The 17,661-nt window shown below is 46.1% G+C and carries 15 protein-coding genes; all 15 read left to right on the top strand.

Annotated features, from left to right (window positions below):
- The first annotated feature begins 23 nt into the window (after positions 1-23).
- The 15 genes from AC58UU_RS10675 to AC58UU_RS10745 all read left to right on the top strand — a co-directional run bounded on the left by AC58UU_RS10675 (position 24) and on the right by AC58UU_RS10745 (position 17,647).
- Positions 24-953 (top strand): sugar phosphate isomerase/epimerase family protein, encoded by a 930-nt coding sequence (locus tag AC58UU_RS10675; protein WP_497315580.1) that lies wholly within the window; start codon positions 24-26, stop codon positions 951-953.
- Positions 954-983: 30 nt separating this feature from the next.
- Positions 984-1,781, top strand: coding sequence for a sugar phosphate isomerase/epimerase family protein (locus AC58UU_RS10680; RefSeq protein ID WP_497315376.1), 798 nt, complete (start codon positions 984-986; stop codon positions 1,779-1,781).
- Between the two features lie 16 nt (positions 1,782-1,797).
- A complete protein-coding gene (locus tag AC58UU_RS10685; protein WP_497315378.1) occupies positions 1,798-2,763 on the top strand; it encodes an ABC transporter permease in 966 nt (321 codons plus the stop codon).
- Positions 2,764-2,796: 33 nt separating this feature from the next.
- Positions 2,797-3,678, top strand: coding sequence for a carbohydrate ABC transporter permease (locus AC58UU_RS10690; RefSeq protein ID WP_497315380.1), 882 nt, complete (start codon positions 2,797-2,799; stop codon positions 3,676-3,678).
- 29 nt (positions 3,679-3,707) lie between these two features.
- A complete protein-coding gene (locus AC58UU_RS10695) occupies positions 3,708-5,252 on the top strand; it encodes a type 2 periplasmic-binding domain-containing protein (RefSeq protein ID WP_497315381.1) in 1,545 nt (514 codons plus the stop codon).
- 23 nt (positions 5,253-5,275) lie between these two features.
- A complete protein-coding gene (locus AC58UU_RS10700) occupies positions 5,276-6,304 on the top strand; it encodes a Gfo/Idh/MocA family protein (RefSeq protein WP_497315383.1) in 1,029 nt (342 codons plus the stop codon).
- 32 nt (positions 6,305-6,336) lie between these two features.
- Positions 6,337-7,329, top strand: a complete 993-nt coding sequence (locus AC58UU_RS10705) for a hydroxyacid dehydrogenase (RefSeq protein WP_497315385.1) — start codon at positions 6,337-6,339, stop codon at positions 7,327-7,329.
- Positions 7,330-7,383: 54 nt separating this feature from the next.
- On the top strand, positions 7,384-8,403 hold the full coding sequence (locus AC58UU_RS10710; RefSeq protein ID WP_497315387.1) for a zinc-dependent alcohol dehydrogenase: 1,020 nt from the start codon (positions 7,384-7,386) through the stop codon (positions 8,401-8,403).
- A gap of 168 nt (positions 8,404-8,571) precedes the next feature.
- Positions 8,572-8,742 carry a hypothetical protein gene (locus AC58UU_RS10715; RefSeq protein ID WP_497315389.1) on the top strand — a complete coding sequence of 57 codons (171 nt, stop codon included), beginning with the start codon at positions 8,572-8,574 and terminating at the stop codon, positions 8,740-8,742.
- 91 nt (positions 8,743-8,833) lie between these two features.
- Positions 8,834-10,033 (top strand): glucuronate isomerase, encoded by a 1,200-nt coding sequence (locus AC58UU_RS10720; protein WP_497315390.1) that lies wholly within the window; start codon positions 8,834-8,836, stop codon positions 10,031-10,033.
- A gap of 121 nt (positions 10,034-10,154) precedes the next feature.
- Positions 10,155-11,111 carry an ABC transporter permease gene (locus AC58UU_RS10725; RefSeq protein WP_497315392.1) on the top strand — a complete coding sequence of 319 codons (957 nt, stop codon included), beginning with the start codon at positions 10,155-10,157 and terminating at the stop codon, positions 11,109-11,111.
- A gap of 28 nt (positions 11,112-11,139) precedes the next feature.
- Entirely contained in the window at positions 11,140-12,009 is an 870-nt protein-coding gene (locus AC58UU_RS10730; RefSeq protein ID WP_171691946.1) for a carbohydrate ABC transporter permease, read from the top strand.
- 28 nt (positions 12,010-12,037) lie between these two features.
- A complete protein-coding gene (locus tag AC58UU_RS10735) occupies positions 12,038-13,609 on the top strand; it encodes an extracellular solute-binding protein (protein ID WP_497315394.1) in 1,572 nt (523 codons plus the stop codon).
- Between the two features lie 1,274 nt (positions 13,610-14,883).
- On the top strand, positions 14,884-16,458 hold the full coding sequence (locus tag AC58UU_RS10740; protein WP_497315396.1) for an extracellular solute-binding protein: 1,575 nt from the start codon (positions 14,884-14,886) through the stop codon (positions 16,456-16,458).
- 166 nt (positions 16,459-16,624) lie between these two features.
- Complete coding sequence (locus AC58UU_RS10745; RefSeq protein ID WP_497315398.1) at positions 16,625-17,647, top strand: glycoside hydrolase family protein; 1,023 nt, start codon at positions 16,625-16,627, stop codon at positions 17,645-17,647.
- Positions 17,648-17,661: the final 14 nt, after the last annotated feature.

The following is a 17,661-nucleotide window of genomic DNA, read 5'->3' on the forward strand; positions in this document are numbered from 1 at the left end:
ACGGAGGGGATAGGGTGAAAGCGATGATCGTCTTAGGCGGTAATATGTATGATGATTCTACAATCGAGCATTTTTTGAAAGATGCTGCTGCGATTGGTTATGAGGGTGTCGAGATTCGTGGTGTTGGTGAGTTGAAAGACGGTCATATCTCGCAAGAACGGGCCGAGCAAATTAAAGATTTGCTTGAAGGCTATCGTCTAACGCCTATCAATCTGTCTCTGTTTGTAGGGAATTTCGCCTGCAATACAGAGGAGGAAAATAATGCCGAGTTTCTGAAATGGGGGCGTTATCTCAATTTTGCATCAACAATCGGATGCGGCATGATGAGATTGAATCCAGGATTTCAGCATTCCGATGAAGTTTCCAAGGATGATTTTGCGAAAGCTGTGAAGTGGTTTCAACTATGCGCCGATGCCGCAAGCGAACGCAATATCCGGGCGGTTATTGAAATGCACCATGGAACACTATGTGATCATGCGGATTCGTCAATCGCCTTTGTTGAAGCGGTAGGTCGCAGTAATGTAGGGCTGATCATGGATCCTGTCAACTTGTATCAGGTACCGACCGACTATGGTATAGAAACCATTAAACGCTTAAAGCCATACCTCTTCAATGTTCATATCAAAGATATCGTGGAATTGAAAGGAAACCAGTATCCCTGGGCCTTCGAATATAGTGATTATGTGCCTCATATCGGCCGATACCACCGGGTCATACCTAAACAGGGCAAACAGGAAGAACAATATTTTTGTCACCGGCTTATTAATCAGGGCGGCATCGATTGGTACGAAGTGTTCCGAGGGCTGGAGCAAATCGTGTACAACGGCTACCTCACCGTTGAAAGTGTTAGCAAGCCTGGCTCTGATCTTCCCGTACATGCCATGTTGGCGCAGCAATGTTACAAGGATGTGCAGCAACTGCTAAGTATCACAAAATCTAATGTCAACGTATAAAAAGTTCGACTGAGGGAGTGTAGCGCTGCTGTGGAAAATTCAGAAAAGCCATTTTCTTTTTCACTCTTTGTCAAGCATTGGAAAGATAAACCGGCTCCCGAGCTGGCTCGTTTTGTAAGCGATATCGGCTTCGACGGCATCGAGCTTCCCGTGCGCGCAGGGTTTCAGGTTGAGCCTGAAACCGTCGGGAAAACGCTGCCGGAATTCGCTAAGCAGCTCGGTGAACAAGGGGTCAACATATACAGCGTTGCCGCTTCACCCGATGAATCGGTTTTCGCCGCATGTGCGGAGGCTGGAGTACCGCTTATCCGGATTATGGTCAACATAGATCAGGACGGCTATAAGGCGACGGAAGAACGGACCAAGCGGAAGTTGGAAGAGCTTGTTCCGCTTTGCGAGAAGTACGGCGTGAAGGTTGGCGTCCAGCAGCATTACGGAAAATTTATCATCGATTCCAATGGCATTATGCAGTTGATGGATAACCTCAGCCCGGGCCATGTCGGCGTAGTCTGGGATGCGGCGCACGACGCATTCGCGGGACAGCAGCCCGAATATGGACTGGACATCGTTTGGTCTCACCTTGCTATGGTGAACTTGAAAAACGGTTTTTTTATTCGAAGCAACGGACCCGAAGCCGAAACAGCCGAGTGGAAGCGTCATTTTACGACCGGACGGCACGGTATGGCCCACTGGCCACGGATTGCTGACTATGTAAAAGAACGAAACTATGCCGGTGTTGTATGTTTGACTGCGGAGTACACGGATCTGGAAAATAAAGACCGCTACATCGCCGAAGATCTTGCTTACGCGAAGTCGCTTTTTAAGTAAAAGGAGGCGTAGTACCATGGCAGCTCAGAGTGAATTGTATGTGGGCAGTCTCGCAAAAACCGCACCGCAAAGTAGATGGAAGCATGTGATGCACGGACTTAGACGAGACAAATTTCTTTATTTGTTGATTGCTCCTGGCGTGTTGTTTTTTCTGATATTCAAATATGTTCCTATGTGGGGAGTCGTCATCGCTTTCCAAGATTACTCGCCATACCTGGGTGTAACTGGAAGTCAGTGGGTTGGATTTGACCATTTTATCCGCTTTTTTTCAAACCAAGACTTCTACCTTCTGTTTCGAAATACGATGGCTATCAGCTTGCTGAGCCTGGTGTTCTTTTTCCCACTGCCGATCTTACTTTCACTTTTATTGAACGAACTGCGCAATGCCATCTACAAAAAGTGGATCCAATCGATCGTGTATATGCCGCACTTTCTTTCGTGGGTTATCATCGCAGGGATTACATTCTTGTTGTTGTCGCAGTCGTCGGGGATTGTCAATAAGATGCTAGTCAGCTTAGGGGCTGCCAAATATGACTTTTTAACAAACGAAAACAATTTCTGGATAATGCTTACCGTACAGAACGTCTGGAAAGAAGCCGGATGGGGAACGATCATCTTCCTTGCCGCTATTGCCGGCGTGGATCCTCAGCAGTATGAAGCGGCTAAAATGGATGGAGCCAACCGTATTCGGCAAGCTTGGCACGTAACGCTGCCCGCGATCCGTAGTGTCATTGTTGTTTTGTTCATATTGAGGCTCGGCCACATTATGGACGTTGGATTTGAACAAGTATTTTTGATGATGAACGGTGCGGTGTCCAATGTCGCGGATGTATTTGAGACCTACGTTTATCGTCTGGGTATTCAGCAGGGACAATTCAGTTTCAGTACCGCCGTCGGTTTGTTCAAATCTGTGGTCGGATTCATTCTGGTTATTGCAGCCAATAAGCTAGCTAAACGATTTGGCGAAGAAGGCGTGTATTAATCACCGCTAAATATCGGAAACGGGGTGAGAATAATGAAACGAAGCATAGGCGACCGCATTTTTGATACTGTGAATATCATTGTGCTTGGCATTATAGCGATCATTACGCTTTTCCCGCTTTATTATGTGTTTGTCGTTTCTTTTACGGATCCGGCGGAGTACATCCAGAAGCAAGGATATATCTTATTTCCAGAAAAATGGACATTGGATTCTTACAAATATTTGTTGTCTACGTCGGCTTTTCAAAGCGCAACGATGATCAGTGGTTTTCTAGCTACTGTCGGAACCGCACTCAGCCTGGTGATAACAGCTGCTCTCGCATATGGTTTATCCCGTAAGCGGTTGCAGGGTAGAAGACTAATTATGCTATTGATTCTTATCACACTTTTGTTCAGTCCGGGATTGATCCCGCCTTACTTGTTGGTTCGCGATTTGGGATTGATTAACAGCATCTGGTCATTGATTTTACCGGTGCTGACCAGCGGATGGTACGTCATCCTGATGAAAAGCTTCTTCGACAGCATTCCGGTTGAGTTGGAGGAATCCGCTATCATCGACGGATCAACCGATATCGGCGTTTTCTTCCGGATCGTCCTTCCACTTTCGCTTCCCGCACTTGCCGCATTCGGATTATTTTACGCAGTGGCTTACTGGAACACATTCTTTAGTGCCGTGTTATACATCAATGATCACGCCAAGTGGCCGCTTCAGCTTGTACTGCGCAATATGTTGATCGACTCATCAACTCAAGCGGGGGGATCAGCTGCAGCGGAGATGATGGCAGAACAAAATATCCCTACCGAAACTTTAAAAATGGCTGCAGTCGTCATTGCGACGCTTCCAATCCTGTGTATTTATCCGTTCCTGCAAAAGCATTTTGCCAAAGGTGTCATGCTGGGTTCGGTGAAAGGATAATCTTTTTAAAATGAATGAGGAGGGTTAATATGAAAGAAAAAGGAAGGGTCATTACATGTAAAGCGGTGCCTGTATCTCTAGCATTCATGATGGTAGCATCGGTCTTGTCGGCTTGTTCCGGCGGCGCAGCCCCAGTTTCAACAACAGGAACAGCTGGTACTGCTGGTGCTGCTGACGGCGGTAAACCAACGGAAATCAGCATTTTCACGGAGTTTAGCACACCGGAGCCACCGGCAGCTGATAACCCGGTTACGAAGGAATTCGAGAGGCGCACGAATACCAAGCTGAATATCACCTGGGCATCTCCAAACGCATGGGAAGAAAAGCAGAATGTTATGCTGGCTTCGGGTGAACTTCCTGATCTGATGAAGATCAAGGATATGAAACAAACGCAGGCGATCAACATGATTAAACAAGGTGCTTTTTGGGATTTGACGCCTTATTTGAAGGATTATAAAAACTTGTCGGCTTATCCGAAAGAAATTATGGACAGTGTCAAAGTGAATGGCAAACAATATATTCTGCCGTCGGTACGTCCGCTTCATGGAAGCAGTTTCTTTAATATCCGCCAAGATTGGCTGGATAACGTAGGGCTGAAGATGCCGCATACAATGGATGAGTTCTATACAGCATTAAAAGCATTCGTTGATAAAGACCCCGACAAGAACGGCAAAGCTGACACATATGGTTATAACGGTAAGAACTGGGAAAAAGTTATCGATATTTTCAACAAAAGTAACGGTAAATGGAAAGAAGCAGGCGGCAAGCTGGTTGACACCGATCTGGAACAGGGAACAAAAGACGGACTTATTTATCTAAACAAAATGTACAAGGATAAAATATTGCCTGAAGACTTCATTGCTATGAAAACCACCGATTTTGAAAACATGGCGAAAGCGGGCAAAGTTGGTGTCCAAATGGATACCACAGAAGGTGTTTTCCGTTCTACGGAAGGTGCACAAAAGCTTGATCCGAAAGCCGATTTTGTTGCTATGACTTATCTTGAAAGCCCAACTGGTAAAATGGTTCATACGGGCTCCGGATTTGCCGGGCTATACGTGATCCCGAAAAAAGTCCCTGAAGCCAAAATGAAGAAAATCCTGGCTTTGATGGATTACGGCGCGTCCGAGGAAGGCTTTGAATTGGCCTGCTACGGCCTTAAGGATATCCACTTCAAGGTGGTAGACGGCTTCAAAACGGCTACAGAGCAAGCAGTCAAAGACAGTGTATCGCAAAGCTCATTCGGTAAAATCTTCGAAAGATTTGATCCGTACCTGTGGGCTTACCGCGTAGGTATGCCGAAAGCAACCTTCGAGCGTAACAAGAAAATCGTTGACGATCGTTCAAATTACGGCGTATCCGATGTATCGATCGGTCTGTTGTCTGACGTCGATCTGAAAATGGGGCCGGATTATAAGAAGAAGATGGACGATATGAAAGTTAAAGTGATCATGGGTAAAGAACCGATCGAATCATGGGATGCTATGGTTAAGTCGTTCAAAGCGGACGCCAATTACATGAAGATGATCGACGAGTTCAACCAGGCATTTCAAGACAGAAAAAACGGTAAATAAGTAGAGAAAAGGAGCGAGAGTCCATGCTGCAAAAATTGCGATTGGCTGTTGTCGGATTGGGACGCGTATCGAAGTCTCATCTTCCGGCAGTACGGGAGCTGGCTGAACAAATTGAATTGGTTGCCCTTATATCTCGCGATGAAGGTAAACTGCGGCAGGAAGCTGAAAAGTGGGAAGGCGTCAAAACCTATACTGCCTATGATGACGCGGTCAATGATCCGGATATCGACGCTTTCCTGCTGCTTCTGCCGCATGATATTCACGCGGAATATTCGATTAAGGCGCTTCGTGCCGGCAAGCATGTGCTGGTTGAAAAGCCAATGGCGATGAATGTGCAGGAAGCAGAGGAGATGGCAGAGGCTGCGGAAGCAAATAACGTTACCTTAATGATCGGGCAAAGCCGCCGTTTTTATAAACCAGTGATGGAATCGATCCGTCAGGTGAGAGAGAAAGCTATCGGCGATTTAATTAATATCAACGCAATGCTTCTGGCGCATATGGATAAGCCGGCAGCAGATTGGTGGAAGGACGAATCGAAAATCGGCGGATTTATTATTCCACTTTGGGGAAGCCACATTCTTGACTATATGCTATGGGCTTACGGTAGAGCCCCTCTGTCGGTCTATGCTCAGGGACATTCCAACAACCCGAATTGGACCGGGGAGGATGAAGTCGCCATTTCCATGAATTTTGGCGAAGGCCGGATGGCGAATGTGTGGATGTCGTTCAATGCAGGCTGCCGCCCGACGGATGAAGTTGGTCTTACAGGAAAGCGTATATGGTCTACGCAGAACAGTATTTACGATCGATATTTAATCGGATCGAACGGTTTGCTGCATCTGAAAGATGAATATGAGCTTAGTTTGAATGGAGAGAAGCTGGAAACCTGTGAAGCCACTTTCTCTAATTTCACATGGCAGCTTGAGGAATTTACCGACGCCATACGAGAGGGGCGTCAACCTCTGGCTTCAGGCCGGGAAATCATCCAGGTGATGAAGGTCATCGACGGTTGCTTTGAATCGATGCGGACTGGTCAGGTTGTGCAGCTCTAATCCTTGAGGGAAAACGAAGGAGGACTTTTACAATGAAGTTAAAAACCTTGGTGCTTTCACCGCAATCTCGTTTGGACGAAGTATGTTCGGAGGCGTGCCGTGTGAGAATAAATGAACATTTCGAGCCGGTGTGGAATGAGACAGGACGCGACTATACACAGGATGAGCTTTCAGCGCTGGTTGCGGATGCGGAAGTGATTATTTCCAGTTGGGGATCCCCCAGCCTGACAGACGAAATGCTAGAGAAGGCCGTCAAGCTTAGAGCCATTGGCCATGCGGCCGGAACTGTGAAGAACCTTGTTCCGAAGCAGATTTTCTCTCGAGGAGTTAAAGTATTCTCTGCAGCTCCAAGGATCGCGCAAAGTGTAGGGGAATATTGCTTGGCAGCACTGCTTGCATCTCTACGGTATTTGCCTGCTTTCGATTCCACGATGCGGGAAGGGAAATGGAAGATTGCTGGTTTGAAGGGAAGGGAACTTACTGGCAGCACGATCGGCATCATTTCAGCTAGTTCTACGGCTCGCGCTTTTATCAAGCTGCTTGTGCCGTTTCAAGTCAATGTTCTCATTTATGATCCCTATTTGACGGAAGAAGCGGCAGCCCGGTTGAATGCTAGGAGGGCTACACTAGAGGAAGTAATGGGCTGCCCCATCATTTCGGTGCACGCTCCAAAGCTTCCCACTACGGAAAGAATGCTAACCCGTGAATTGTTGGCACTTATTCCGGATGGTGCGGTCTTCATTAACTCTTCCAGAGGCCCTGTGGTGGATGAGCAGGCCTTTATGGAAGGGCTTCAAAGCGGACGATTCTTTGCCGCACTTGATGTGTTTGAGAAGGAGCCTCTTGCTGCGGATCATCCTATTCGGTCTCTGCCGAATGTACTTCTTTCTCCTCATATTGCCGGAGCCTCCGTACAAGGCCACCTTGCGTTGATGGAGGAAGTGGTCGAAGACATCATCAGAAGCCTGCGGGAAGAGAAGACGACGTATGAAGTAAACGAGAAAATGTGGGAAGTTATGGCCTAACAGGTCGCAGAGTCCTTTTATATCGGAAGGAGAAATACGCAGATGGTTAGAAAAATGTCCGTTCCTCCTATGGAATTGGTAGAATATGATGGTCCCGGTACGCAGATGTGTGCGGTTATGGACGCCATCGGAGAGATTAGCGTCAGACGAGCTTTGATTCCGGAACCCAAGGAAGGCGAAGTACGCGTCAAGGTCAAGTGGGTAGGTATTTGTGGAAGTGACGTTGAGGTGTTCCGTGGTGCGCGCGAGCCTGAATTTATTTCGTACCCTACCAGGCTGGGACATGAAGTTGCAGGGGTTATTGATAAGGTCGGCCCTAATGTAATTGGCGTCAAGGAAGGCGATCATGTAGCTTTGCGGTATGTTTGGGGCGCGTTTGCCGAATATGTATGCTGCACCCCTTTTTCCCTCAAGGTTTTGCCCAAAGACCTGCCTTTAATCGAGGGTTCGCTGATTGAAGTGCTTCCGGGCATCATCCATGCGGCAGAACTCGGGGATATTTCCCCTAATAAGAACGTGCTGATCACTGGGCAAGGCGTCAGCGGTTTAGTGATGACCCAAGTTATAAATATGTTTAGCCCGAGAAATTTGGTCGTAACGGATTTGTTTGACGAGAAACTGGCGCTAGCACGCAAATATGGCGCCACGCATACTTATAAAATCCCTCATGAACATGCGGATACTATGGATATCGTGGGAGCAGACTTCCCGGATGGCTTTGACGTGGTCATTCCTTGTCTTTTGGAAGGAGCGGGGATGGTAGACGCTATTAACGCAGCAGCGCAGAACGGACGTATTGTAATGTATGGCTGCATCGGTACCTGTCACAAGCCGGTTGATTTCTTCAAGGTTCATAAAAAACGGTTGGATATCCTTTCTACGGAACCTAAGCGGGACATCGACAACCGACGTTACTTCGATGAAGGGCTGCGGCTGGTCCTTGACGGCTTAGTTAACACCGAGGAAATGATTACTCACGTCGTTCCACTCGCGGAAGTCGCCCGGGCATTCCAATTGAGGAATGAACATAAAGGAGATACCATTCACGTCATGATTGACTGCGAAGTCAAATAGCCTCAAGACAAACCGCCTAAAGGAAACCTCCTTAGGGCGGTTTATTTTTTTGAAATGGATGTAGCCAATTCATATTCATATTGTTGCAAAGCGTGCAACAACATACAGCCAGTACACAAAGTTGTAAAGATATTTTTCATCGTTACAGTCGCGAGGGGAAGTGAAATCGTGTCTCTAACGATAAATTTCATCTTTACAGATGAGAAGATGGCGGATTGGTATCTATCCGAGCGAGTGATAGCAAAGAGAAGAACGTTCCCCATGCTCAAGCGTAAGGCTTTAGACAAAAACCTGGTCATCGGCCAGGTTTTTTTATCCTTTGACCGGAAGCCATCATAAAAAATCACAACCCAGCGGAAGTTATCCCATGGAACAGATAGACCAACCATTGTACCATCAGGACATAGTTGTTATAGGAGGAGGAAAAGGAATGAATATGGAGATGAACCACGGTAAGGAAACGTTTGAGGAACGTATCATGCAGCTGCCTGTTTTGGATACTCACACCCACCTTGTGGGGGATCGTCTTTGTGCCAGCGACTTCTGGGAGATTGCGCATTATTTCTGGTTGTTTCGTGAGCTGCAGGCTGCGGGCTATCCAGCGAATGCTATGGAGCTTCCGGAGGATATACGAATCGCTGCCTTCTTGGAAGCTTACCATGGATCAAGAAACACGATGATGAATGTGGTGTTGACGCAAATAATCAAAAATCTATATGGCATTGTTATCAGCGACGCTGCCTCAGTATTGGAAGCTGACGCTGCTGTCAAACAGACTGCGCAAAGCGTCACATGGGCGCAAGAAGTAGCGGATCGTATGAACGTTAGCAGATTCGTCGTGAATATGCCCGAGCATGCGGAGTTCCAAGGCATGCGAGAGAACGCCATACTGATCCCGCGAATCGACGGGAAATTAGGCGGGTGGGTCAAAGAAGTTGAGCTGTCGCATGACCCGGCTGCAGCATTCGCTCAAGTGCGCGAGAAGCTGACTCAGCTATTGGACACATACAAGGAAGCCGGTTACGTGGGCATCATGACGACTTTGCCAAGCTATGAAGCCAGAGCGAATCGTAAGGTTGTGATCGGACAAGGCAGCACGAAGGATGAGATATTAATGATGCTTCTGCACGAATTAGGTGCCGCTGCTGAGCAAAGGGGACTTCTCATTCAGTTGTTTCTCGGCGTGGAACGTTCCTGGTGTGGAACAGCCACCCCGGTCAATGACCCGGCCCGTATCTTGAAGCTATCTGCTTTGTTTGAAGCTTATGCCTGTACCTTCGAGCTTGTGGTGGCCTCGGAACTTAACAATCTGGATATTGTGCAAGCGGCATGGAATTTTCCGAATGTTCATGTGGGTGGACATTGGTGGTTTAACTTTCGTGCAAGTACATACCGAGATAGTATGCAGTACCGGTTAGAAGCGCTTCCGGCGATCAAAAGCTCGCTCATTGTATCCGATGCCCGCTGTATGGAGTGGAGCTACGGCAAGATTTTGCTCGTCAAACGGATTGTGAGCGATTTCCTGTGGGGTCAAATCGAGGCAGGCTGGATTGATCATGACACGGCCTTGTTTGTAGCGGAGAATTGGCTGTACGGAAGTGCAGCAAAGCGCTATGGAGTCGCTCGTTGATTCTGTTTTACCAATCGTAAAAAAACACAAAGCTCTATAAGTTTCACCATCGCTACCTCCGGACAACCCTAGTAAGATGAAGAAGACAAATTGATGCAGCATGCAAGAAGGGGAGGACAACATGGCCAGTAAAATTCAGCCATCCGATCGAATAGTTTACGATTTCACATCGCAGAGTCAGAAATGGGCTTTTATACGAAAACATTGGCCGATCTATGTGATCTCATTACCGGGAATTATTTATTTCTTACTTTTTAAATATATCCCGTTGTTCGGTTCCGTTATCGCGTTTCAAAACTACAACATTTTCAAAGGAATTAAAGGAAGTAAATGGGTAGGTTTAGAAAATTTTCAACGAATGTTTGAGTATACAGATTTCCTTCAGATTCTCAAAAATACGATATTAATCGGTATTTACGATATGTGCTTCGCTTTCCCGGTTCCGATCATTCTGGCTCTTCTCATCAATGAAGTGCGAGTGATGATGTATAAGCGGATTGTTCAAACCGTGGTCTATATGCCGCATTTCCTGTCATGGGTTATCGTAGGCGGAGTTGTTGTAGGGGTATTATCGCCATCCACGGGAATCGTCAATCATTTGCTGTCCTTATTTGGTGTCGAGCCTATATATTTCTTAGGGGAAAATACGTATATTCGGACTATTCTAATCAGTTCTGGGGTGTGGAAGGATAGCGGTTGGGGCACCATCATCTATTTGGCCGCGATTGCTGGCATCAATCCCGATCTGTATGAAGCTGCACAAATTGATGGAGCCAGTCGAATTCGTCAAGTGTTTTCCATCACGATTCCGAGTATTTTACCAACGATTGTTATTCTATTCCTGCTGCAAATTGGTAATTTTCTCGATTTCGGTTTCGAACGCGTCTTTGTATTTCTTAACCCGCTTAACAACGAGAATGGGGAGATTATCGATACGTTTGTGTACCGGGCAGGGCTTGTTGATCGGCAATATAGCTACACAACCGCCATCGGGTTGTTCAAGTCGGTTGTGGGTCTTATGTTGATCATGATCAGTAATACGTTTAGTAAAAAGATGACTGGGGAAGGTTTGTACTGATATGGAAGGAGACCGGAGGTGAATCGCTATGATTATGACAAGAGGCCATAAAATTTTTAATTTATTCAATATCATTTTGTTAGGTATCCTCGGATTGAGCATGGTGCTTCCCCTTATTCACATTATTGCACAGTCATTAAGTAATAACGCTGCCATTAATGCGGGGAAAGTATCGTTGTGGCCAGTTGGCTTCACATTGGGAAGCTATAAACTTATTTTACAGGACCCGACGATATGGCTTGGGTTTCGAAATAGTGTCATTATTACGGTTTTTGGAACCTTGATCAACCTATTTATGACTACCACGCTAGCTTATCCTTTATCTAGACCTGAATATTTGTTCCGTAAATCCATTCTGGTGATGGTGCTGTTTACCCTTATTTTCAGCGCACCGTTAATTCCGAACTATTTGTTGGTGAAACAGTTAGGGCTTCTTAATACGCTTTGGGCTTTAATGCTTCCAATGGCGATTAGCGCATTTAATTTATTCGTTATGCGCTCGTTCTTCCTAAACTTACCTACGGAGCTGCTGGATTCGGCAAGAATTGACGGGTGCGGCGAGTTTCGGATATTGTGGAATATTGTACTGCCTCTATCTAAACCTGCAATGGCTACGATGGGCATCATGTATGCGGTGGGTCATTGGAACCGTTATGCCGAGGCTGTGTTTTATATCGATCATCGCAATTGGATTCCGCTGCAAGTGCGGCTAAGAGAAATTGTATTTACAGATCAAATGGGGCAATCGGACGTTTCTTCGGAATTAATGCTATTATTATCACCGGAAGGGATTAAGATGGCGGTCATTGTCGTGGCTACGATCCCCATTCTTTGTGTATATCCGTTCCTGCAAAAGCACTTTATCCAAGGGATGATGGTAGGTTCAGTGAAATCCTGATATTTTCATTTGGAAAGAAGGGGTTCTTTTGAAAAAAGTTACAAGTGTCGCGCTCGTCGCTGTATTGTCAGTCGGTACTTTAGCAGGCTGTTCAACGGGAAAAACCGATCAGGAACAAGCAACACCGTCATCAGTCACAACAGCGGCAAAAAAGGCACCGACCAAGTTTTCTATTTCATATCCGACAACGACGAACACTGGATACCACACACGTGTTGACATTAACAATGACAAATGGGTAAAGAAATTGGAAGAGCTGACGAATACCGATCTTACGCTTAGAGTAACGGAAGTAAGCAAGATGGGTGTTTTGTTCGCGAGCAATGACATTCCAGATGTGGTAGGCAGCTTGGGCACAGCAACAGATAAAGCGATGTCAGGTTCCGTAGAAGCTGGGATGTTCTTGCCACTGGATGACTTGCTGAAACAGAATGCCCCTAATTTAATGAAAACAGTACCAAAGGAAGCGTGGGACGCCGTATCCTATAATGGGGAGATTTATGGTATTCCCAATTGGTTAGAGAATCCTTCCAGACGTGCTACGTATATACGTACCGATCTACTTGAAAAGGCAGGTTTACAGCCACCTAAAACAATCGATGAATTCCTGAATGTACTCCGAAAGTTTAAGGCAATGGGCGTTAAATATCCATATGGGGCTCGTGAGAACTTGAAATATGCCGACACTGTTCTGGGTGCATTTGATGTGCTGCCTTATAAAGAACAATTTGAGGTTGTAAATGGTCAAGTTGTTCCGAAGTTTTTTGATGTGGAAAATATGACAAAAGCGCTTAACGTGATCAAGACCATGTTTGATGAAGGTTTGATGGCCAAAGAGTTCGCGACGACAACTTCCACCGATTGGTTGAAAAATATCCGCTCCGGCGATGTTGGTATCTGGTCCTCCAACTTAGTCAGCTTGAATGATTTCCGGACGAACATTCCGAATGCAGTGAAAGATGCCAAGATTGATATTATCACTTCGCCGAAGGGACCGGATGGCAAAGGCGGTTATCTGATGTACCAGCCCGTGATTGGCGCTCATTACATCAACAAGAACGTGAAGCCTGAAACGGCCGCAGAAATCGTTAAATATTTCGACTGGATGACGTCAGAGGAAGCATTCAAGTTCTTTACTTTCGGAATCGAAGGCGATACGTATACGGTCGTTGACGGTAAAGTGAAGTATAAGGAACCGACCAACAAAGAAGAACAAGAGGAGCAGGATCACCGTGGTACGCTGCATTCCTCCCATGAAAGTACCGTTAACCGTCTGAAAATGCAGACGGATCCTAATGGACCTTACATTCTGAATGCATTTGATAATATCCTAGCGAAAGAAGGTTTATCGGGTATAGGCTTTTCTCCTAATCTGGAGGCTGATGCCAAGTACCCGGATGCCGCTTCACCAGGTTCAGATGCTGCGCCGAAGATTATTATGGATCATATGATTAAAATGATTTACGGCAAGGAACCGATTTCCGACTGGCCAAAGGTCATTGAAGAGTATAAAACCAAAGGCGGTAACGAGATCATTAAAGAAGCGACGGACCGTTACAACAATAAAAAAGGCGTGCTTTTTCTTGGTAAGAAACAGTAATAGCAAGTCGATATGAAACTGCCCTGTGATTGGGGCAGTTTTTTGTTTTTTTTGGAGCACTCAACCGTCTATTTCGTGTCGCTTCTCCACCATAGCCGCTCCTTCGCCAAGTAGCCAAACAATAAGTGTTCACCCACAATGAACATATTTTTGACTATCTACCTTCCCTCGCATTCAGCTGTATACTATTCGCTCCGATAATGGAGCACAACTCAAATCCTATCACCGATAAGCCGCATCAATAGTCTTCTATCTGCATCCCAAACTCAACCCTGGCGTCACCAGTTTAGCGGAACGTAGAAGCTTTATTTTACTCGAAACGACGTATTTTACGTTTTCGCGGAACGAGGAGCCTCTATTTCCCGCTTTCGAGGTGTAAAAACCGGTAAAACGCCAAAATAGCGCCCCCACGTTCCGCGTACATGCCCCGTATCGGCATAACCACCGAAATAGCGGCTCCTCGTTCCTCGTATCTGCATCTAAACTCAACCCGTACCTGGCGTCACCAGTTTAGCGGAACGTAGAAGCTTTATTTTGCTCAAAACGACGTATTTTACGTTTTCGCGGAACGAGGAGCCTCTATTTCCCGCTTTCGAGGTGTAAAAACCGGTAAAATGGCAAAATAGCGCTCCCACGTTCCGCGTACATGCCCCGTATCGGCATAACCACCGAAATAGCGGCTCCTCGTTCCCCTGATCCTCAGACTAGCAGCCTATATGTCCGACTCTCTCACAGAGTTTTGTTTTTATGGATTTACCCAACTGTTCTTCTGTACTTGAACAAATTTCTATCTACCTGCCCTCGCACCAAACTATTCACTATACCCTTCAATACCAGAGCACGTCACATGGTTTACCACAAGTCAAATAATTAAAGCGGAACGTAGATGCCTTATTTTACTCAAAACGACGTATTTTACGTTTTCGCGGAACGAGGAGCCTCTATTTCCTGCTTTCGAGGTGTAAAAACCGGTAAAACGCCAAAATAGCGCCCCCACGTTCCGCGTACCCGCCCTGCATAAGGCATAATCACCGAAATAGCGGCTCCTCGTTCCCCTCGATCCTCAGATTGGCAGCTTATATGTCCGAAATCACTCCACTATGGATTTGACCAGCAGTTTATCTGTATTTGGTGTTCAGAAACGGCTGTCTTTAATCGTATAAAATGACATGGCGTCTTAAATTTATACATACAGGAAACGACAACTTTTCGTTATGATACATACAGAGTTGTGAAACCGCTTGCACTTTGAAATGAAAAGAAGGGGTGTTTATATGAAAAAAACTATCAGTTTTACATTGGCTGTCATGATGACAGCTTCATCTTTAACCGCATGTTCTTCGGATGGAAAGGTAGCGGGAAATGCTTCACCACAGCCATCGGGTAACGTGAAGAAAGCCCCAGTTAAGTTCTCAATGCTTTATCCAACGACAGTCAGTACGGGATACCATACCCGAGTACCTGATTTGAACAAGGATAAATGGATATTGAAGCTCGAGGAGTTAACGAATACGGATTTGGACGTTAAGGTCGTAGAGGATGCCAAATTCGGCGTTATGTTCGCGAGTAACGATATTCCCGACGTTGTTGGCAGTATCGGTGGTCCTGGGAGTAAGTCGATGTCCGGTTCTGTAGAGAACGGTGTTTTCATGCCGCTGGACGAGCTTTTGAAGCAGAATGGGCCGAATTTGTTAAAAGTGGTACCCAAAGCAGCTTGGGATAGTGTTTCGTATGAAGGGAAGATTTATGGTGTTCCAGAATTTTTGAGCAATCCATCCCGTCGTTCCACGTACATTCGTACGGATTTGCTGGAGAAGGCCGGGCTTCAAGCTCCTAAAACCGTAGATGAATTTCTGAATGTGCTGCGGGCATTTAAGAAGATGGGTGTAGAGAATCCATATCAAATGAGGGAAAACTTCAAGTATGCGGACGTTATCCTAGGAGCTTTCGATGTTTTGCCTTATAAGGATCAATTTGAGCTGGTAAATGATCAAGTAATCCCGAAATTTTTCGATGTAGAAAATGTTCAGAAGGCACTCACCACGTACAAAACAATGTATGACGAAGGTTTGATTCCAAAGGAATTCGCAACCATCACTTCTACCGATTTTACGAAAAGCATTGAGTCGGGTAAAGCGGGAATCTGGTCGCAAAATGCTTCTGGATTACCAGGTTACCGTACGAAGGCTCAACAAGCTGTTCCAGGAGCAAAAATTGATATTATTCCTTCACCTAAAGGACCAGAGGGAAAAGGCGGATATTTCTATTATGCACCTGTCATTCGTTCCTTCTTTGTTAATAAAAATGTGAAACCAGATACGGCTGCTGGAATTATAAAAATGTTTGATTGGATGGTTTCTCAAGAAGCTGAAACGTTCTTTACCTTCGGAATTGAAGGCGATACCTATACCAAGGACAGCAGCGGCAAAATTACTTATAAATTCCCGACGACGAAGGAAGAAACAGATGAAGAAGGATTCCGCAGTGGAACGATGTGGGCGGTGCATGACTCCACCTACAATAAACCAAGATTGCTGCTGAATGATGATGGAAAAGCGACATTGAAAGCTTTCGATGAAGTTCTGACGAAGGAAGGTCTGTCTGGTATCGGATTTTATCCTGATTTGAGCAGCTTCGCTAAGTTTCCGGATCTTGCAGCACCTCAGCCTGATGTAGGTCCAAAAATCATTATCGATCACATGATCAAAATGATTTACGGCAAAGAACCAATCACCGATTGGCCGAAGGTGATCGAAGAGTATAAAGCCAAAGGCGGCAATGAAATTATTAAAGAAGCGACTGAGCGCTGGAACAAGAAGCAAGGCGCGATTAAGCTAGATATTAAATAAGCTGCAATTTGAAAGGGGCATCCTTCAGCAGAGTATTCTGCGGTGGGATGTCTTTCCCTATGAAAATCGTAAAAAAATACATACTTATCTTAATTTTATCCTTATTGCTAGATCGAATTAATTCTTATAATGAAGGCAACAAATCGATGGAGAGGTGAGTGTCTGAATGGAAAGTATCGCAGAACGTATGCTGCCCGCGCCTCGCGAAGGCGGATTTCGAATGGAAGGTTATTGGGTATGGTGCGGTTCGGTTATTCGGGGAGAGGATGAACGCTATCATATGTTTGCTTCTCGTTGGCCCAAATCGCTGCCTATGCATCCTGGTTGGCTTGTTGCTTCAGAAATAGTGCGAGCGGTTTCGGATACCCCGGAGGGGCCGTATACCTTTCAAGAGGTTGTTCTGCCTGCCAGAGGAGCCCAGTATTGGGACGGACGCAGCACGCATAATCCACATATCACCAAATTCGGAGATAAGTATCTTCTCTACTATATGGGTTCTACGCACCCGCTGCCTGATGTGGTCGCAGGTGATGGATTCGGGTTGGAAGATCCGCGATGCATCGTAGCACGTTCTAATAAACGAGTGGGTCTCGCTATGGCGAACAGTGTTTTTGGGCCTTGGGAAAGAAGCGAGAGCCCGATACTTCCCGTGCGACCAAACCGGTTCGATAGCTACTTGACCTCCAATCCGGCACCTTGCTTACAGGAAGACGGTTCCGTGCTGCTTGTCTACAAAGCCCGTCAATATGAAGGTAATCTTCATGGGAAGATGACGATTGGGGCCGCAGCAGCAGATAGCTATCAAGGACCTTATCGTGTATTAACAGAGGAGCCCATTTTTCCGCCGGATCAATTTCATATCGAGGATCCTTTCATCTGGAAGACGGCGAAAGGGTATGAGCTGTTAGCCAAGGATATGGAGGGGACGCTTTGCGGGGAAAGGCATGGAGGCATTCATGCTATTTCTCCGGATGGGCTGAAATGGCAATTATCTGAGACGCCAAAGGCTTATTCACGTACGGTTCTATGGGACGATGGAACGGAGCAGACGATGGGCAATCTTGAACGGCCTTTTCTGTTATTTCATGATGGGAAACCGACGCATCTGTTCGCTGCAGTTGCCGACGGATCCGGGGGATTTCGTAACGCAGAGAATACTTGGAATATGGTTATTCCTTTGAAGCCTTAGGGAGGGAGTTTACA

The organism is Paenibacillus sp. JT22N1 (genome assembly GCF_059692155.1).